The sequence below is a fragment of the Ferrimonas sp. genome (assembly GCF_048263965.1).
Taxonomy (GTDB): Bacteria; Pseudomonadota; Gammaproteobacteria; order Enterobacterales; family Shewanellaceae; genus Ferrimonas.
Window position 1 is genome coordinate 1 of the sequence record NZ_JBLXDO010000013.1, and the last position, 18481, is coordinate 18481.

Annotated in this window: 16 protein-coding genes and 2 tRNA genes; 3 read left to right on the forward strand and 15 right to left on the reverse strand. The window is 58.6% G+C overall.

The genetic code is table 11. From position 1 onward, the window contains the following. Positions 1-125: 125 nt before the first annotated feature. Positions 126-743, reverse strand: a complete 618-nt coding sequence (locus ACN0RV_RS12320) for a hypothetical protein (protein ID WP_417348024.1) — start codon at positions 741-743, stop codon at positions 126-128. A gap of 243 nt (positions 744-986) precedes the next feature. On the opposite strand from ACN0RV_RS12320, the gene ACN0RV_RS12325 reads away from it, so the two are divergent. Then, the gene (locus ACN0RV_RS12325; protein ID WP_417347887.1) at positions 987-1607 is read left to right on the forward strand and encodes a LysE family translocator; all 621 of its coding nucleotides are present in this window, start codon (positions 987-989) and stop codon (positions 1605-1607) included. Between the two features lie 54 nt (positions 1608-1661). On the opposite strand, the gene ACN0RV_RS12330 is transcribed toward ACN0RV_RS12325, so the two are convergent. The 6 genes from ACN0RV_RS12330 to ACN0RV_RS12355 form a co-directional block, all read right to left on the reverse strand. Then, positions 1662-2069, reverse strand: a complete 408-nt coding sequence (locus tag ACN0RV_RS12330; RefSeq protein ID WP_417347888.1) for a hypothetical protein — start codon at positions 2067-2069, stop codon at positions 1662-1664. After that, positions 2066-3616, reverse strand: a complete 1551-nt coding sequence (gene gshA / locus ACN0RV_RS12335) for a glutamate--cysteine ligase (protein WP_417347889.1) — start codon at positions 3614-3616, stop codon at positions 2066-2068. The genes ACN0RV_RS12330 and gshA overlap by 4 nt, the downstream gene beginning before the upstream one ends. 61 nt (positions 3617-3677) lie before the next feature. Then, complete coding sequence (locus tag ACN0RV_RS12340) at positions 3678-6515, reverse strand: M16 family metallopeptidase (protein WP_417347890.1); 2838 nt, start codon at positions 6513-6515, stop codon at positions 3678-3680. 42 nt (positions 6516-6557) lie between these two features. Beyond that, positions 6558-6992 (reverse strand): YqaA family protein, encoded by a 435-nt coding sequence (locus ACN0RV_RS12345; RefSeq protein ID WP_417347891.1) that lies wholly within the window; start codon positions 6990-6992, stop codon positions 6558-6560. Positions 6993-6996: 4 nt separating this feature from the next. Further along, positions 6997-7434, reverse strand: coding sequence for a nitric oxide-sensing transcriptional repressor NsrR (gene nsrR / locus ACN0RV_RS12350; RefSeq protein WP_417347892.1), 438 nt, complete (start codon positions 7432-7434; stop codon positions 6997-6999). A gap of 72 nt (positions 7435-7506) precedes the next feature. Further along, positions 7507-7905 carry a hypothetical protein gene (locus ACN0RV_RS12355; protein WP_417347893.1) on the reverse strand — a complete coding sequence of 133 codons (399 nt, stop codon included), beginning with the start codon at positions 7903-7905 and terminating at the stop codon, positions 7507-7509. A gap of 237 nt (positions 7906-8142) precedes the next feature. On the opposite strand from ACN0RV_RS12355, the gene ACN0RV_RS12360 reads away from it, so the two are divergent. Next, positions 8143-8319 (forward strand): hypothetical protein, encoded by a 177-nt coding sequence (locus tag ACN0RV_RS12360; protein ID WP_417347894.1) that lies wholly within the window; start codon positions 8143-8145, stop codon positions 8317-8319. A 108-nt stretch (positions 8320-8427) separates the two neighbouring features. On the opposite strand, the gene ACN0RV_RS12365 is transcribed toward ACN0RV_RS12360, so the two are convergent. The 7 genes from ACN0RV_RS12365 to recA form a co-directional block, all read right to left on the reverse strand. Next, a tRNA-Arg gene (locus ACN0RV_RS12365) sits at positions 8428-8504 on the reverse strand. A 4-nt stretch (positions 8505-8508) separates the two neighbouring features. Continuing rightward, positions 8509-8598: transfer RNA gene (locus tag ACN0RV_RS12370), tRNA-Ser, on the reverse strand. A gap of 263 nt (positions 8599-8861) precedes the next feature. Continuing rightward, positions 8862-9056, reverse strand: a complete 195-nt coding sequence (gene csrA / locus ACN0RV_RS12375) for a carbon storage regulator CsrA (protein WP_028109924.1) — start codon at positions 9054-9056, stop codon at positions 8862-8864. A 104-nt stretch (positions 9057-9160) separates the two neighbouring features. Beyond that, complete coding sequence (locus ACN0RV_RS12380) at positions 9161-10378, reverse strand: aspartate kinase (protein WP_417347895.1); 1218 nt, start codon at positions 10376-10378, stop codon at positions 9161-9163. Between the two features lie 3 nt (positions 10379-10381). Next, entirely contained in the window at positions 10382-13003 is a 2622-nt protein-coding gene (gene alaS / locus ACN0RV_RS12385; RefSeq protein ID WP_417347896.1) for an alanine--tRNA ligase, read from the reverse strand. A 138-nt stretch (positions 13004-13141) separates the two neighbouring features. Then, the gene (locus tag ACN0RV_RS12390) at positions 13142-13594 is read right to left on the reverse strand and encodes a regulatory protein RecX (protein WP_417348026.1); all 453 of its coding nucleotides are present in this window, start codon (positions 13592-13594) and stop codon (positions 13142-13144) included. Then, a complete protein-coding gene (gene recA, locus ACN0RV_RS12395; protein WP_417347897.1) occupies positions 13591-14631 on the reverse strand; it encodes a recombinase RecA in 1041 nt (346 codons plus the stop codon). The genes ACN0RV_RS12390 and recA overlap by 4 nt, the downstream gene beginning before the upstream one ends. Positions 14632-14825: 194 nt before the next feature. On the opposite strand from recA, the gene mutS reads away from it, so the two are divergent. Further along, positions 14826-17348, forward strand: coding sequence for a DNA mismatch repair protein MutS (gene mutS / locus ACN0RV_RS12400; RefSeq protein ID WP_417348028.1), 2523 nt, complete (start codon positions 14826-14828; stop codon positions 17346-17348). A gap of 66 nt (positions 17349-17414) precedes the next feature. Here mutS and rpoS read toward each other — a convergent pair whose 3' ends face one another. Continuing rightward, positions 17415-18404 (reverse strand): RNA polymerase sigma factor RpoS, encoded by a 990-nt coding sequence (gene rpoS, locus ACN0RV_RS12405; protein WP_286341848.1) that lies wholly within the window; start codon positions 18402-18404, stop codon positions 17415-17417. Positions 18405-18481 lie beyond the last annotated feature (77 nt).

Here is an 18481-nt window from a genome sequence, read left to right on the forward strand (position 1 = left end):
GGTGTTTGTTTGGCGACTACACAATAACCTTTCCAGCCGTTTTCGTATCTAGTTCCCGCTAATGTGCGAAGAACCATAAAAAAAGCCAGCAACCGGTGCTGGCTTTTTTTGGGCTCTGAAACGAATCAGCCGAAGAACAGGCGCCACAACCAACTGCGGTCGAGATCCTCTTTGCACTGGTTGTACTGAGCCGCATAGCGCTTGGAGCGTGCCTCAACCTTGCGGGAGGTCTTTACCAGCCACTGCTTCTTCCTGTAGCTGCCGCGCTTATAGCCGCCCCAGCCCTCGTGGTAGTTGAGGTACTGGCGGTAGGCATCCCACTTGGAGACGCCGTTGATCTTGTTGGACTTGTAGATGTACCACCCCATGAAGTCCATGGCGTCGTCGAAGTCACTGCGGCTGGACCAGGAGTTACCGGTCTCCCGGGCATACTGATCCCAGGTCACCGTCTTGGCCTGAGCATAGCCATAGGCACTGGAGGCCCGGCCAATAGGAATGAACCCCAAAAACCACTCCATGGGAGGCTGGGCATTGTGCTTGAAGGAGCTCTCCTGATACATCATCGCCATGGGCACATGCACGGGCACCCCCCACTTCTCGCGGGTGTCCTTGGCCGCCTTATACCAGTCGCGGTTTTCCATAAAGATGTTGCACAGGTTTTCCGGGTCCCTGGGGGGAGGCGTGGCACAGCCAACCAGAGAAACCAGAAGCGCCGAGCTCAGCAGCAGTTTTACTATCTTCATCATGGGTTTGGATGTTCGTGAGTGTCCCTGAAAGCCTTGATTCTGCCCTGAGGCATTCACAATTGCCACCTTAAGATGATCAAAAGGCGCCGCCACGCCACCTGGATGAAAAAATTGCCCCTTTGTCAGCCAAAGCTGACAGGTGAGTTCTCAATTCCTGCGCTCGAATTCCCCTCGGTCCTTTACAGGTGATTGCCGCACTGGTTAAATGCGCCCCTTTCTTTTTAAACCCGCCATTTCCCAATGTCGACTGAGCTTTACCTGGTTTACCTTGCCACCGTAGTCATCCTGCTGGTCGCTCCCGGCCCCATGACTCTGCTGACCCTCTCCACCAGTGTCCGCCACGGCCATAAGAAAGCCCTGGCCACCGTGCTGGGTTCCAACCTGGCCGGACTGGCGCTGATGCTGTTGTCCGCCACAGGCGTCGGCGCGCTGATCACCAGCAGCCCGGCCCTGTTTGAACTGCTCCGGTATGGCGGTGCCGGCTACCTGTTGTGGTTAGGCGTCTCTGCCTGGCGCTCACGTCCGGAAGAGAACCTGGAGTCCGGCTTCAGATACCGGGACGACGCCTCCGCCTTCGGACTGTTTCGCCAGACATTGATGGTGGGCCTGGCCAACCCCAAGGGGCTGATCTTCTTTGCCGCCCTGTTTCCCCAGTTTCTGAATCCCGAGAAGCCGATGGTGCCTCAGTTGCTGGTACTCTGCTCCACCTTTACCGCCGTGGACTTCATCGTGCTCAATCTGGTGGCGTTCGGCGGCTGCCAGCTGGCCAACCGCCTGTGCAGCACCACGGCCCAGAAGCGGTTTAACCGGCTTTGCGGACTGACCTTTATCGGGCTGGGCGGCGCCATGGCCATCGCCTGATGGGCGCCAGACAGAAAAAAGGCCGCTGATGCGGCCTTTTTTGATCTGTGAAGGCTACTCCAAAGAGCAGGTCTGGGGCTGTTGCTGCCAGATGGTGGGCTCCCAATAACGCCCCTGTTCGACAGGCTGAGAGTCAGGGTCGAACCGGGCGGCCAGAGAGAACTGCTGATCCGCCTCCATCCACAGGGTCATCTCCCGATAACTGCGGTCCCGCAGACTGACCCCCAGCCTGGGATCATCAATCAGTTCCACCAGGCGCAGCTGATGCTCTCCTGGGGCCAGACGGTAACTGGCCTTGGAGACCACCGCCTTGCCATCGATGTGGGTCACCATCACCTGAAACAGTCCCTGCTCCGCAGGAGGGCGAACACCACTGGCCACCACACCACAGGCAAACTCCTGGTTGCTGGCACAGCCGGTCAACACCGCGCTGATCAGCAGTAACCACCCCTGGGGTTTCACTGCTCACTGCCTTTGAAGTAGTGATCTAGATACTCCTCAAAGCTACCCACCTGGTTGGCTTCCAGGGCCTGCTGGCGCTCAATGGAATCCTCGGCCTCCTGCTGCAGCCTCTGCTCAGGCAGGCGCTGGGACTGTCCACCGAGCCAGTGCTGACGGTGGGCCTTGGCCAGCGCCATCACAGGATTGGCCTGGGCTCTTTGCTCGGCCAGGATGCGACCAGACAGGGTCTGCTCAGGATCCTCAATACACCCCTGCCACAACGTCAGGGCGTCCTGATAATCACTGCCCTGGTCACCGTCGATCACCCTGGCAATCTGGCGCCAGCGTTCAAAGCTCTCCCCCAGCCATTGACTGAGTGGCTTGCTGTCACCACAACCGTACTCCAGCGCCAGACCGGGCTGACGGCCTCGTGCCACCACGGTGTCGAAGTTGCGCTGAGTCTGCTGCTGACATTCATCAGTCCAGCAGGGGCTGGGCAACAGCAGGCAGTCCAACAGGAAGAGATCCAGCAACAACACCTGGTCCCGGCTCACTCCATGGGGCGCGAAGGGGTTCACATCCAGGGTGCGCACCTCGATGTACTCAACGCCTGCGCGGTCCAGGGCATCGGAGGGGGTCTCACCGCTGTGGGCGGTGCGCTTGGGCCGGATGGGTGAGTAGAGCTCATTCTCAATCTGCAGGATATTGGTGTTCAGCTGTACTCGCTGGCCCCCCTCCTCCAGACCCAGCTCGGCGAAGCGCTCTGACGGCAAGGTAATGGCACGCTTGAGGTCGGAGACATACTCCTGCACCGAGTTGTAACGGATTCTCAGGTTGGTCTGCTCGCTGTTGGTGTACCCAAGGTCACTCATCCGCAGAGAGGTGGCCCAGGGCAGCACCAGCAGGCCGCTGGAGAGGGTATCGAATTCCAGCCCAACCTCGCGGCCATCCAGGAAGGAGGAGCAGAGCGTGGGGGAGGCACCGAACAGATAGGGCAGGATCCAGGCCTGATGACGGAAGTTGCGAATCAGGTGGAAGTAGCCGGTGGAGATGGTCTCCTGAGACTGATCCCCGTACAGGGCTTTCCACAGCGACTTCGGCAGAGAGAAGTTGAAGTGGACCCCGGCGATGGACTGCATCTTGGCCCCATAACGGCGCTTCAACCCCTCACGGTAGAGGGTTTTCATCCTTCCGACGTGGGAGTGACCATACTGGGCGATAGGCACATCTTCCTGATGATCGATAAAGCAGGGCATGGACTGGGGCCACAGCAGCTGATCGCCGATATGGTGGCTGACAAAGCGATGGATATCGCCCAGCTCCTCCAACAGGCCATCGACACAGGTGTTAACCCCGGTGATCAGCTCCAGCAGGGACTCAGAAAAGTCGGTGGTGACCCACTTATTGGTCAGGGCAGAGCCCAGGGCCTGGGGATGGGGATCCCGGGCCAGCAGGCCTTGGGGAAGAATACGCAAGGCTTCCCGCTCTATCCCGCGCCCCATAGAGCGCAGGGCGAGCCGCCCCTCCTCATTGGAGAGTCGGCTCAGGTTCCGTTCAAATTCCGTCAAGTCAGATACTCGTTAAAACGGGAGGGCGTTGCCCTCCCGGTGTAGATGGAAAGGGACAATTTTACAGCGTCAGTGTGACGATATCATAGCCCAGTTCTTTCAGAGAGGGCTCTACGCTGCTTTTATCACCAACAACCAGGATGATCATTTGTGACAGGTCCAGCTGATCTTTAGCCAGGCGATTCAGCTCTTCACGACTGATGCTGCGGATCAGAGCGCCCTGCTGTTCAACAAAGTCCTTGGGCAGGTCATAACGTTGCAGCTTGCCCAGGAAGCGGGCTTTCTGCCCTGGGGTCTCGAAACTCAAGGCATCAGACTGGGTCACCGAAGCCCGCATGAAGGCCAGCTCCTCCTCCGTCATCCCCTTGTCTGCGAAGCCCTGGAGCTCATCGACAAACTCCTTCACCGACGCCGCAGTGGCGTCGGCACGCACGCTGGCACCGGCCACAAAGGAGCCCAGCTCGGGGCCGCCGCGGAAGCTGCTACGGGCACCATAGGTGTAGCCCTTGTCTTCACGCAGGTTCAGGTTGATGCGGCTGTTGAAGGCCCCCCCCAGTGGGTAATTCATCAGCCCGGACTTGAAGTAGTCCCCCAGGGCATCGAAAGGCATGCCACGGCGACCTATCTTGATCACCGACTGAGCCGCACCCGACTTGTCCAGCAGGTATACCTTGGGACCGGCCAGTTGCGGCATCGCCTGCAGGGGGGCCCACTGACTGGCTTCGCCCTGCCATTGCCCCAGCCAGTTCAGCTTGGCCAGCAGCTGGGCCTGATCCAGGTCAGACACCGCCACCACGCTGGCGTTACCGGCGCGGAACTGCTCCATATAGAAGCCTTTGACCTGTTCCAGCGTCAGCTCCTGAACGCTCTCCAGAGTCCCGCCCACGGGTTTACCTGCACTGTTGCCACCATAGAGCAGTTCGCTCCAGGCGGTGTTGGCCAGCCAGCCCGGGTCGTTGGCCTGATGCTGCAGCCCCTGAATCTGCTGAACCTTAACCCGTTGGAAATCCTCGTCCTTGAATGCAGGCTTGAGCAAGCGCTCCTGCAGCAGGGCCAGGGTGGCGTCCAGGTTTACGGTCAGGGCGCTGACGCTGACATAGGTACGATAACCGGAGGCACTGACGGAGATGGAGGAACCCAGCTTCTCCAGCTCCTGAGCCATCTCAACCGTGGTGAAGGACTCGGTGGACTCACCCATCATGGTGGCGGTGAGCTGAGCCAGGCCCGCTTCGGTGGCTGAGGTCAGGCGCTGCCCGCCATCGAGGGCAATCATGATCTCTGTGGTGGGGGTCTCATCGCTCTGAGTGCCGATGACATCGATGCCGTTGGCCAGACGCAGCTGCCACAAGGCAGGCACCTTGAGCTGAGGTGCAGGGCCGGAGCCAGGCACCTGGCTTCTGTCGAAGCTGTCCTGGATCTGGGCCTGTTCAACCTTATCGGCATGGCTCAGTTGCTCCTTGGGGATCGGACCCGGAGCCGTGAAACTGGCTGGCGCGGCGGCCAGGGCCAGTTGCCCCTGGGGCACGACACTCATGATCACCGCATGTTTTCCCTTGATGTAGGTGTTGAACACCCGCATCACGTCTTCGGCGGTGACATTGCGGTAGCGCTCCAGATCCTGCTGAAGCAGGTCCGGCTCGTCGAAGAAGGTCTGGTTGTAGGCCAGGGAGGTCACCTTACCGCGCACACTCTGCAGGCCGAAAATGGTATTGGCTTCATGGCCTACCTGGGCTTTCTTCAGGTCGTCGGCCAGAACACCGCGCTTCTCAAACTCCGCCACGGATTCACGAATCACCTTCTCGATGCCGCCCAACTGGGGCTGTTTGCCTGGATTGGCCAGGGCATACATGGTGAACTCACAGGCCAGTTCCCGGCAGGGATGGCCAACGCCCGCCTGCACCGCCAATCCTGATTTCACCAGGTTCTTGTAGAAGATGGAGGTCTTGCCGCCACCGAGGATCTCGGACAGCAGGTCCAGAGCCGCTTCATCTTCATGACGGGCGTACACTGTGGGGAAAGAGAGGTAGATCAGGGGCAGGTGCACCTTGTCTTCCAGGGTGAGGTAGCGATCGCCCTCCAGGGAAGCGGGCGCCTTGGGCTGGGCGGTCACTTCCGGACCCCGGGGGATGGTGCCAAAGTACTTGACCACCCACTGCAGCACCTGCTCACGATCGAAATCGCCGCCAATGGTGAGGGTGGCGTTATTGGGGCCATACCAGCGCTTGAAGAAGGCGCGCAGATCGTCCACGTTGCCGTTGTCCAGCTCCTCCATCCAGCCGATCACCGGCCAGGAGTAGGGGTGCCCCTTGGGGTAGAGGGCTTGAGAGACCAGCTCATTGAGTCGCCCGTAGGGCTGGTTGTCCACCCGCTGGCCACGCTCATTCTTTACCGTGGCACGCTGAACCTCGAACGCCTCTTCGGTGACCGCAGGCAGCAGGAAGCCCATGCGATCTGCCTCGAGCCAGAGCATCTTCTCCAGCTGATTGGCCGGCACAGTCTCAAAGTAGTTGGTTCGGTCGCTGTTGGTGGTCCCATTCAGGGTACCGCCGGACTCAGTCACCAGTTGGAAGTGCTGTTCATCGGCCACGTTTTCGGAGCCCTGGAACATCATGTGCTCGAAGAAGTGAGCGAAACCGGATTTACCCAGATCCTCCCGGGCGGAGCCCACATGATAGGTCACATCCACGTGCACCAGAGGGTCTGAGCTGTCTTTGTGCAGAACGACCGTCAGACCATTATCCAGCTGGAACTTTTCGTAAGGAATTGTTACTTCTGCCTGCTGAGACAGATTAGAGCCAAGATAAGCGACCCCATCAGGCAGTGATGGGGTGGGTGCGTCTGATGCGCATCCTGCCAGGGTGATCGCCAGACTGAGTGCCAGCGGCTTGAACAATTTCACGGAATCCCTCCTGTAGCGGCCCACAGCCCGGTCGGGCTGCGCCTAGAACTGACTGATGATGCCCAGAGTGGTGAGGGCGATCACCAAGTATCGAAAAAACTTACCAATGAAGATCAACAGACTACTAGATAACATCCCAAACCGGAACCATCCGGCAAGCAGGGGGATGGCATCCCCTATCAAGGGCAGCCAGGCCAACAGCAGGCTCCAGACGCCATAGCGCTGCACCTTGGGTATCAGCCATTGGTGCTTCCCCTCAATCAGCTCTTCGGGAGATTTGGCACGCCGCCCCAAGCGTCCAAGGAGGTAACTGGTGAGGGAACCCAGAGTATTGCCTATGGTGGCGATTATGACGAGGCTTAACCAGGTATCAGGAGTGGATTGAACCAGATAGCCCAGAAGCAGCTCCGAGCCGCCCGGGGCCAGAGTGGCAGAGACAAAGGCACTGGCGAACAGGCCCCCTTCGGCAGAGAGCAAGAGGCTACTCGACGGTTTCCGAGGGGATCATCAGAGCCTTGAGCTCTTCATTATTGGCCAGCATATCGGCCAGGGTGTAGTTATCCAGAGTGCCCAAAAACGCATTGGTGGCTTCGGAGAGGACCTGCTTCAGGCGGCAGGCGGGCAGGATTTTACAGTAGGGTTCGCCGCAGTTGATCAGTTGGAGGGGTTCCAGGGCACGAATCACCTCACCCAGGCCGATCTCTTCAGGGGCTTTTGCCAGACAGATGCCCCCCTTCTTGCCCCGTACGGTCTTCACAAAACCCGCGTGACCCAGTTTGTTGATCACCTTCACCATGTGATTACGGGATACACCGTAGATCTCTGTCACCCGGGTGATGCTGGTCAACTCCCCTTCTGGCAGCGTTGCCATGTAGAGCAGGGAACGGAACGCGAAGTCACTGAAGCTGGTGAGTTGCAAGAATCTTACCTCCAATCAACCGCCAAAGGCGTTCAGAGGTACGGGCTGACGGGGCCTCTGCTCCCCTTGCGGTCAAAAACGCTGTGACTGCAGACAGCTGTATCTGTCGATACGGATCTCCTGGCTGATGTTGCCCGTATCATCCTGGTACAGGTGACGATACACCATGCCCAACTCCAGGCGCTTACGATAGTAGGCGCTGGTACAGAAACTGTAAATGGTCTCCTGAGCGTGGTTCTCCACCACAGCGCCGAAGGCACCGAGACGATCGCCGTTTACCTGACGATAGTACAGCATCATCTCACCATCGCCATATTCGGCTTTTAAGAAGTTAGGATTCTGGCTTTGTCCGATACCACTGTTGAGGTCCATCACCAGTTGATGACTCTCTCTATCCAGCCAGTCGGGAACCGCGTCGAACCAGGCCAGAACGGGTAGGGAAAACAAAGTCAGCAAAGTCAGATAGCGCATAGTCAATTTGATAATCCCCCGAGGGCTATATGCTACACGCGAATGGATAAATAAGAAGCCAATTTGTCAAAATTTTACACTCAGATCACAAGGGTTAACGTACTGATAAACATTGTCAATCCCTGTCGTCTTCCAGTGGGAATCGTGAGAAACCGGTAGTGGAAGCCTGTTTGAAAACCCGGCAAACTCTTGGTATCTATTAAGAAAATACCTTTAGCTCAATGATGAGGAACCACCATGATAGGAAGAATGTTTCTGCTGCCAATTATCCTGTCACTGCTGTGGTACCTGTTTCTGACCATGAACGGTTACAGCCTGAAGCAGGGACAGAAGGGGTTTTACTGGATTTTTGGCCTCTGCCTGGGGCTGATTGGCTTCTTCGCCCTGATGATTGAGCTGACTCAACCCGGCTAGCGCTTTTGATATCTCTTCAACAACGCCTAAGGGCTCCGCCCGCAGGCAAGCAATCCGACGAGCGCGCATAAAAAAACCCGAGCGTCAGCTCGGGCTTTTTTATCAATATGGCGCGCTCGGAAGGATTCGAACCTTCGACCGCCTGGTTCGTAGCCAGGTACTCTATCCAGCTGAGCTACGAGCGCGCAATGGCGGTGAGGGAGGGATTCGAACCCTCGATACCGATCAAGGTATACGCCCTTAGCAGGGGCGCGCCTTCAGCCACTCGGCCACCTCACCTAATCAACCTGTTTTCCGGTAGGTCCCCGGTCACCTGGAGAGCTCGCTCTGCCGTGGTGCGGGGCGTATATTACGTCGTAGCAGAAATATGTCAAACGCTTTTTGGCGGGCGCGATAACAACTGCACTGTTTTTATCCAGTCCAGCCAAGATTCCGGCAGCAAGCGCTGAAAATGATTATTTTACTGTCAGCAGCCGTGCCGGAGAGCGCCCTTCAAACGGGATTCAGGCATAAAAAAACCGACGCTGTTGCGCCGGTCTTTTTTAGAAGTTTCCACCCTGCGGAGTGCCGTCTTTCTCGGCTTGAATCCGCATGTAGATCTCCTCGCGATGCACAGAAACCTCTTTGGGAGCGTTCACACCAATACGTACCTGGTTGCCCTTTACTCCCAAAACAGTAACGGTTACTTCGTCACCAATCATTAAGGTTTCGCCTACGCGGCGAGTCAAAATCAGCATTCTTTCGCTCCTCTCTCTTCAAGTCCACGGCCTTCGACCGTGGAATCTTGCAGCGCTATTATAAAGTTAGCCTAGATTAATTCTACCCACATTGGCAGATATTCTCAGTCTTCACCCAGCCCAAACGAGCTGTGGAGGCTTCGGACGGCAAGCTCAAGATACTTCTCATCAATGGCAACGGAGATCTTTATCTCCGAGGTCGCAATCAAATGAATCTTAATTCCTTCTCGACCCAAGACTTCGAACATCTGCTTGGCCACCGAGGTGTGGTGAGTCATAGAGGCCCCCACTACGGAAACTTTGCAGATGTCGCAGGTTTCTATCAGTTCCCTGGCACCGAACCTCTCCATCAGAGGCTCGATAACGGATCGCGCCAGGGGAAGATCACCCCGAGGAACGGTAAAGGTCAGGTCGACGCGGCCTTCTCCGGCGCCCGCCTGAACTATCATATCCACGGCAATTTTGGCATCAGCCAAGGGGGAAAACAGGGCAGCAGCCACGCCGGCCTCATCCACCAGACCGGTCAGGGTCAGGCTGGCCTCTTCGCGACTGTATGCGATACCGGTAACGCAGTTGCCGGAGTGGCAACGGCCATCGTAATCGATCAGAGTCCCTTCTCCTTCCTTGAAACTGGACAGCACCCTGAGTGGCACCTGGTGCCGGCCTGCAAATTCAACAGAGCGCATTTGCAATACCTTAGCACCCAGACTGGCTAGCTCCAACATCTCCTCGAAGGTGATGTGGCTCATTTTGCGCGCCTTAGGTTCTATCCTAGGATCAGTAGTATAAACCCCTTCTACGTCGGTGAAAATCTGACATTCGTCAGCACCCAGGGCTGCAGCCAGTGCAACGGCCGTGGTATCTGAGCCTCCACGGCCCAGTGTTGTCACCTCTCCGTCAGGGCTCACCCCCTGAAATCCGGCCACAATGGGCACCTGTCCCGCATCGAGGCAGCGCTCCAGGCGCTGCTGTTCGACGGACTGAATCTCGGCGCGACCATGATGGCCGTCGGTGTGGATTCCAACCTGGAATCCCAACAGGGAGACAGCCTGCACTCCCCGCTTATGCAAAGCCATGGCCATCAAGGCGATGGAGATCTGCTCACCGGTGCTGACCAGCATGTCCAGCTCGCGCTGATCAGGCTGAGCCGACACCAGGGAGGCCAGTTCCAATAAACGATTGGTCTCACCAGCCATGGCTGACAATACCACTACCGTCTTGTGGCCTTCGCGTACGGTACGGGCAATACCGTCGGCGACCGCCTCGATGCGGTCAAAAGACCCCACCGAGGTGCCACCATATTTCTGTACGAACAGGGACACAGATTACAGCCGCTGCGTCAGCCAGTCGTTCACGCTTGCCAGGGCGGCAGGCAGAGCGGCGACGTCGGTTCCACCGGCCTGAGCCATGTCAGGACGGCCACCGCCCTTGCCACCGACCTGCTGAGCCACCATGTTCACCAGCTCACCGGATTTCACCTGGCCGGTAAGATCCTTGGTTACGCCCGCAATCAGGCTGACCTTGTCGTCCTTGGCGGTTGCCAGAACCACAATGCCACTGCCCAGCTTATTCTTCAGCTGGTCCAGAGTGTCACGAAGGGATTTGGGCTCAGCCCCTTCCAGATTGGCCACGATCACCTTGGTGCCGTTGATCTCAACGGCGTTGTCCGCCAGAGAGGCACCGGCCTGAGCGGTCAGCTTGGCGTTGAGGCGATCCACCTCCTTCTCCAGCCAGCGGCTGCGCTCCACCAGGGTGCGAACTCGCTCGCCCAGGTTGGTGGTGTCGCTCTTGACCATGGTCGCCAGGCCTTCCAGCTGTTCACCCAGCTGGTGCATGGCATCGATGGCCACCTGGCCGGTCAGGGCTTCAATTCGACGCACACCTGCGGCGATGCCGCCCTCGGAGATGATCTTGAAGAAGCCGATGTCACCGGTGCGGTTGACGTGGGTACCACCACAGAGCTCGGTGGAGAATTCGCCCATGTTCACGACCCGTACTTCGTCGTCGTACTTCTCACCGAACAGGGCCATGGCACCGGCGGACTTGGCATCGTCGATGTTCATCAGACGGGTGGCCACTTCGTTGTTGGTGCGGATCTCATCGTTCACCATCTTCTCTACGGTGCGCAGAACCTTGATGCTGACCCCTTCGAAGTGGCTGAAGTCAAAACGCAGCCCCTCGGCGTTCACCAAAGAGCCCTTCTGGTTCACGTGCTCACCCAGCACCTTGCGCAGGGCGGCGTGCAGCAGGTGGGTGGCGGTGTGATTGAGCTTGATCGCCTGGCGACGGTGGGAATCGATGGCCGCCGTCAGCTCTTCGCCCACGTGTATCTCGCCGCCGGACACGTAGCCAACGTGGACGATGGCGTTGCCCGCCTTGCGGGTGTCCTTGACGGTAAAGGCACCGTTGGCCATCATCAGTTCACCGGAGTCACCCACCTGACCGCCGCTCTCGGCGTAGAAGGGGGTGGTGTCCAGGATCACCTGGCCCTCTTCCCCTTCCAGCAGCTGCTCGACGGACTCGCCCTCCTTGTAGATGGCCACCACCTTGGCGGCCTGCTCGTTGAGGGTGTAACCACTGAACTCGGTGTCGCTGTCGATGCGCAGCACCTCGTTGTAATCCATGCCGAACTTGCTGGCCTGCTGGGCACGTTTGCGCTGCTCGGCCATGGCGGCATCGAAGCCCTGCTGGTCGATCTTCATGTCGCGTTCACGGGCGATGTCGGCGGTCAGGTCCGCTGGGAAGCCATAGGTGTCATAGAGCTCAAACACCTTGGCACCAGGGATGGTGTCACCGTCCAGGTTCTCCAGCACATCTTCCAGCAGCGCCAGGCCGCGGTCCACGGTGCGCAGGAACTGCTCTTCTTCGGTCTTCAGGACCTTGGAGATCACCGGCATCTGAGTGTTGAGCTCGTCGTAGGCGGCGCCCATCAGCTCAGCCAGCTTAGGGGCCAGGCGGTGGAAGAAGGGTTGACGGGCACCCAGTTTATGACCGTGACGCACGGCACGGCGGATGATGCGGCGCAACACATAGCCACGGCCTTCGTTGGAGGGCATCACGCCATCGGCAATCAGGAAGGCACAGGAGCGGATGTGATCGGCGATCACCTTGAGAGAGTTGTTCTCCAGATCCTCTACGGACAGCAGCTGAGCCGCCTGCTTGATCAGCGACTGGAACAGGTCAATCTCGTAGTTGGAGTGAACGCCCTGCATGATGGCAGCAATACGCTCCAGGCCCATGCCGGTATCCACAGAGGGCTTAGGCAGAGGTTCCATGGTGCCGTCGGCCTGACGGTTGTACTGCATGAATACGATGTTCCAGATCTCGATGAAGCGATCCCCATCCTCTTCAGGGGTGCCGGGACGGCCACCCCAGATGTGGTCGCCGTGGTCGTAGAAGATCTCGGTACAGGGGCCACAGGGACCGGTGTCACCCATCTGCCAGAAGTTGTCAGAGGCGTAAGGGGCGCCCTTGTTGTCACCGATGCGGATGATGGACTCGGCAGGTACGCCGATCTCCTTCAGCCAGATCTCATAGGCTTCATCATCGGACTCATAGATGGTGACGCACAGCTTCTCCTTGGGCAGCTTCATCTCCTTGGTGAGGAAGTTCCAGGCGAAGTTGATGGCATCACGCTTGAAGTAGTCACCAAAGCTGAAGTTACCCAGCATCTCGAAGAAGGTGTGGTGACGGGCGGTGTAACCCACATTTTCCAGGTCGTTATGCTTACCACCGGCGCGCACACAACGCTGGGAGGTGGTGGCACGGGAGTAGTTGCGCTGCTCTGCGCCGAGGAATACGTCCTTGAACTGGTTCATCCCCGCATTGGTAAACAGCAGAGTGGGATCGTTATGAGGAACCAGGGAGCTGGACTCCACTACTTCGTGGTTCTGAGTGCGGAAATATTCCAGGAAAGCTTCCCGAATTTCAGCAGTGGTCATACGCATGCGGTCATCCTGAAAAGAGTTGTATCTGGGTTGAGGCAGCGCACTGTCCATCGGCTTGGCAGCGCTGCCTGTTCAAACGGGTGATTATATCCGTAACAGGGCCGGGCAAACCAGCGATATGGGGGAATTAAGGGAAAATTACTCGCTTCGGGAAAGCTCCTCGAAGGCGTAGTGTATCTGGTCGCGGTCAAAGCCACGGCCGCTGAGGAAGCGCCACGCCTTCTGACGGGCGGCGTAGTCGGCCAGCAGCTGGGCGTCGAAGCGTCGTTGTGCCAGCTCCAGGCAGCACTGCCACCAATCCAGCTCCTCCTGCTCTATGGCCTGAGTAATCAGGGAAGAGGAAACGCCGCGCTGACGCAGCTCCTGCCTTACCTTGGCGGGCCCCTGACCACGAAGGGCACGACTGCGGGCGTAAGAGAGGGCAAAGCGCGCCTCATCCAGATAGCCCCACTCCTCCAGCTGAAGGAACAGCGCTTCGCTGCCAGAAAGATCAAAGCCGCGCTGACGCAGTTTTTGCTTCAGCTCGGCTTTGGCGTGATCCCGGCGGCTCAGCAGATTCAGAGCCGCCTGTTTGAGGTCGGCCTGGCTCAGGCTTCCTCACCCTCTTTAGCAGGGTCAAACTCGTCGGCCTGGGGCTCGGCCTTCACCAGCAGCATGGCGCGCAACTGGGTTTCGATCTCGTCGGCGATGGCCACGTTCTCCTTGAGGAAACGGATGCAGTTGGCTTTGCCCTGACCGATCTTCTCACCCTTGTAGCTGTACCAGGCGCCGGACTTCTCCACCAGCTTGTGCTTCACACCCAGGTCGATCAGCTCACCCTCTTTGGAGGAGCCCTCACCGTAGAGGATCTGGAACTCAGCCTGTTTGAACGGAGGCGCCACCTTGTTTTTCACCACCTTAACCCGGGTTTCGTTACCCACCACTTCGTCACCATCTTTGATGGCGCCGGTACGGCGGATATCCAGACGCACGGAGGCGTAGAATTTCAGGGCGTTACCACCGGTGGTGGTTTCGGGGTTACCGAACATGACGCCGATCTTCATCCGGATCTGGTTGATGAAGATGCACAGGGTGTTGGAGCGCTTGATGTTGGCGGTCAACTTACGCAGGGCCTGAGACATCAGACGCGCCTGCAGACCCACGTGGGAATCGCCCATCTCACCCTCAATTTCCGCCTTTGGCGTCAAGGCAGCCACGGAGTCGACGATCACCACATCGACGGCGCCGGAGCGCACCAGCATGTCGCAGATCTCCAGGGCCTGTTCACCGGTATCGGGCTGGGACACCAGCAGCTCCTGCACGTTCACACCCAGCTTCTCGGCATAGATGGGGTCCAGGGCGTGTTCGGCATCCACGAAGGCACAGGTTTTGCCCATCTTCTGGGCTTCGGCGATCACCTGCAGAGTGAGGGTGGTCTTACCGGAAGATTCGGGACCGTAGATCTCAACAACACGGCCTGCGGGCAGACCGCCAATACCCAGAGCCACATCCAGGCCTAGTGAACCGGTGGAGATGGCCTCAATGTCCATGGCAGTGGCATCACCCAGGCGCATGATAGAGCCTTTACCAAACTGCTTTTCAATCTGTCCCAGGGCAGCGGCCAAAGCCCGCTGTTTGTTGTTGTCCATTGCTAGCTCCACTCTAAAATTGGATGAGGCGTTAAATTTCACTGGGCTCAGTATACTGTATAGTCATACAGTATCAACCCCTGTTTACTGTATGGAGGCGTTTTTCGATCCGGGGTATGATAACGGCTTTGTCGATTTTGCCCAGCAGGAAACTCGTGAGCCCACAGTCCGACGCCCTAGCGCATCACACGCCGATGATGCAGCAGTACCTGACTCTCAAAGCCCAACATCAGGATGTGATCCTGTTCTATCGCATGGGCGATTTCTATGAACTCTTCTATGACGATGCCAAGCGCACTGCGGCCCTGCTGGACATTACCCTGACCGCCCGCGGCAAGAGCGGCGGCGATCCCATTCCCATGGCCGGGGTCCCCTACCATGCGGTAGAGGGTTATCTGGCCAGATTGGTTCAGATGGGTGAGTCGGTGGCGATCTGTGAACAAGTGGGTGACCCGGCCACCAGCAAGGGTCCGGTAGAGCGCAAGGTGGTGCGCATCGTCACCCCGGGCACAGTAACCGACGAAGCCCTGCTGACCGAGCGTCGCGATAACCTGGTGGCCGCCCTGTACGAACACCAAGGCCGTTTTGGCTTTGCCACCCTGGATCTCACCTCAGGTCGATTCTTCCTTAATGAATTGAACGACGAAGAGAGCCTGGCCGCCGAACTACAACGGGTGGCGCCGGTGGAGCTGCTCTACTGCGAATCGTTGATGGCGATGCACCTGGTGGAGGCTCTCAAGGGACTTCGTCGTCGACCCGAGTGGGAGTTCGATCTCGCTACCGCCCGCAAACAACTGACCGAGCAGTTCGGTACCAGAGACTTGACCGGTTTTGGGGTCGAGGAGGCCAACCTGGGCCTGTGCGCCGCAGGCTGTCTGCTCCAGTACGTCAAGGACACCCAGCGTACCGCCCTGCCCCACATCCGTAGCATCGGCCGCCATCTCTCCGATGAAGGCATCGTGCTAGATGCGGCCACCAGACGTAACCTGGAGCTGACCCGTAACCTGGGAGGCGGCCATGACAACACCCTGGCCTCGGTTCTGGACGCCAGTGCCACCGCCATGGGTTCCCGTCAGTTGCAGCGCTGGATCCACCAACCGCTGACTTGCCGCAACGCCCTGAACCAGCGTCTGGACGCCGTGGCGGAATTACTGGATCTGGGACTGAGCCCGGATCTCACGGACCTGCTCAAGGAGATTGGCGACATTGAGCGGGTGCTGGCGCGACTGGCCCTGCGCAGCGCCCGGCCCCGGGACTTTACCCGACTGCGCCAGGCGATGAGGGTGCTGCCGGAACTGAAACAGACCCTGGGTCAGTGCCAGTCTGCCCGGTTGAACACCCTGACCCAGCAGCTGGGCGAGTTTCCCGAAGAACTGGATCTGCTGGAGCGAGCCATCATCGATAACCCACCGGTGCTCATTCGCGACGGCGGCGTTATCGCCCCGGGCTACAACAGCGACCTGGACTACTGGCGGGATCTGTCCCAGGGGGCCACAGACTACCTGGCCGAGCTGGAAGCCCGAGAGAAAGAGGTCACCGGCATCGCCACTCTCAAGGTGGGTTACAACAAGGTGCACGGCTACTTCATCGAGGTCTCCAAAGCCCAGTCAGCCCTGGTGCCGGCCAGCTACATCCGCCGTCAGACCCTGAAAAATGCCGAGCGCTTTATCATTCCTGAGCTCAAGGAGCATGAGGACAAGGTGCTCACCAGTCAGGGCAAGGCCCTGGCCCTGGAGAAGCAACTGTATGAGGCGCTGTTCGACCTGCTGATGCCCAAGCTGGCCGAGTTGCAGATGTTTGGTTTTGCCTGTGCCGAACTGGATGTGCTGCAGACCTTCGCCGACCGGGCCGAGGCCCTCAACTACTGCCGCCCTACCCTGAGCGACAGCGTGGGCATAGAGATCCGCGGTGGCCGCCACCCCGTGGTAGAGCAGGTGATGAAGGAGCCCTTTATCGCCAACCCGGTCTCCCTGTGTCCCTCTCGCCGCATGCTGGTGCTGACCGGCCCCAACATGGGCGGTAAGTCGACCTACATGAGGCAGACGGCGCTCATTGCCCTGATGGCGCACATCGGCTGCTTTGTGCCGGCCGACAGCGCCGAGATTGGCCGTTTGGATCGGATCTTTACCCGAATTGGCGCCTCGGACGATCTGGCGTCCGGACGCTCCACCTTCATGGTTGAGATGACTGAAACCGCCAACATTCTCAACAACGCCAGTGAACGCAGCCTGGTGCTGATGGATGAGATTGGCCGCGGCACCTCCACCTACGATGGTCTCTCCCTGGCCTGGGCAGCCGCAGAGTTCCTGACCCGAAAGAGTCAGTCCCTGACTCTGTTCGCCACCCACTACTTCGAGCTGACCCAGCTGCCGGAGCAACATGCCGAAGCGGTCAATGTCCATCTGGATGCGGTGGAGCACGGGGCCACCATCGCCTTTATGCACGCGGTGCAGGAGGGGCCGGCCAGCCGCAGCTATGGCTTGCAGGTAGCCGCCCTGGCGGGTGTGCCTCAGGGGGTAATTCGCCAGGCCAAGCAGAAGCTGGCTCAACTGGAACAGCTGGGGCAGGCCCAGGCTGAACCCCAGCTCTCCCTGGCCATCAGCGCGGCAGAGCCGGAGCCCCACCCGGCCCTGGAGATGCTGGAGCACAGCGACCCGGATAACCTCAGCCCCCGCCAGGCCCAGGATCTGCTCTATCGCCTCAAAGCGATGCTGTAAGCCTGAGCGATAAAAGAAAACGCGGCCCAATGGCCGCGTTTTTCATTGCGCTAACAAATAACAAAATCAGGGACGGAACAGTGCCTCACTGGAGAGCCCCTGGGATCCCAGCAGATCCTTGAGGCGACGCAGGGCTTCAACCTGAATCTGACGAACCCGCTCTCGGGTCAGGCCAATCTCCCGGCCCACATCTTCCAGGGTGGAGGGCTCATAGCCCAGCAATCCAAAACGGCGAGCCAGTACTTCGCGCTGCTTGGAGTTGAGCTCATCAAGCCAGCGGACCACCGAGTCCTGAATGTCGTCTTCCTGCACCTTGGATTCGGGGCCGGAGCTGTCGTCATCTGCAATGATGTCCAGCAGGGCCTTGTCGGAGTCACCACCGATGGGCGTGTCCACCGAGCTGATTTTCTCGTTCAGCTTCAGCATCTTGCTCACATCCTCAACCGGCTTGTCCAGCTTGGCGGCGATCTCATCTGCGGTCGGCTCATGATCCAGGCTGTGGGCCAGCTCACGGGCGGTGCGCAGGTAGACATTGAGCTCCTTGACCACATGAATAGGCAGACGTATGGTGCGGGTCTGATTCATGATGGCGCGCTCGATGGTCTGGCGGATCCACCAGGTCGCATAGGTCGAGAAGCGGAATCCACGCTCAGGGTCGAACTTTTCCACAGCGCGGATCAGTCCCAGGTTGCCCTCTTCGATCAGGTCGAGCAGAGCCAAACCCCGGTTGTTGTACCGACGGGCGATCTTCACCACCAGGCGCAGGTTACTTTCGATCATCCTGTTGCGGGACTTGGCACAATCACGCTGGGCACGGCGAGCGTAATAGACCTCCTCCTCGGCGGTGAGCAAGGGTGAGAATCCGATCTCACTCAGATACAGCTGAGTGGCATCAAGATTTTTCTGCAGATCATCCTGAACCAGCTGATCTACGGCGGACTCTTTTGCTGCCTTTCGCTTACCTGACGTTGCTCGGTTAGAATCAGTCCCCAAAACTGCTTCTTCCCTGTTCAGATCCACGGCAGCACTGCTGTATTGCTTGATATTTCGACTCATTGGCCAGTCTCCCAATTTGTCCCAAACCACTGATGATTACTTCACGGTAAAGCCTCCATATACCTTGACGTCCCTGC

Coding starts and splice junctions, on each gene's coding strand:
- ACN0RV_RS12320 (WP_417348024.1), bottom strand. CDS start 743: ATGAAGATAGTAAAACTGCTGCTGAGCTCGGCGCTTCTGGTTTCTCTG.
- ACN0RV_RS12325 (WP_417347887.1), top strand. CDS start 987: ATGTCGACTGAGCTTTACCTGGTTTACCTTGCCACCGTAGTCATCCTG.
- ACN0RV_RS12355 (WP_417347893.1), bottom strand. CDS start 7,905: ATGCGCTATCTGACTTTGCTGACTTTGTTTTCCCTACCCGTTCTGGCC.
- ACN0RV_RS12360 (WP_417347894.1), top strand. CDS start 8,143: ATGATAGGAAGAATGTTTCTGCTGCCAATTATCCTGTCACTGCTGTGG.
- csrA (WP_028109924.1), bottom strand. CDS start 9,056: ATGCTGATTTTGACTCGCCGCGTAGGCGAAACCTTAATGATTGGTGAC.
- alaS (WP_417347896.1), bottom strand. CDS start 13,003: ATGCGTATGACCACTGCTGAAATTCGGGAAGCTTTCCTGGAATATTTC.
- recA (WP_417347897.1), bottom strand. CDS start 14,631: ATGGACAACAACAAACAGCGGGCTTTGGCCGCTGCCCTGGGACAGATT.
- mutS (WP_417348028.1), top strand. CDS start 14,826: ATGATGCAGCAGTACCTGACTCTCAAAGCCCAACATCAGGATGTGATC.
- rpoS (WP_286341848.1), bottom strand. CDS start 18,404: ATGAGTCGAAATATCAAGCAATACAGCAGTGCTGCCGTGGATCTGAAC.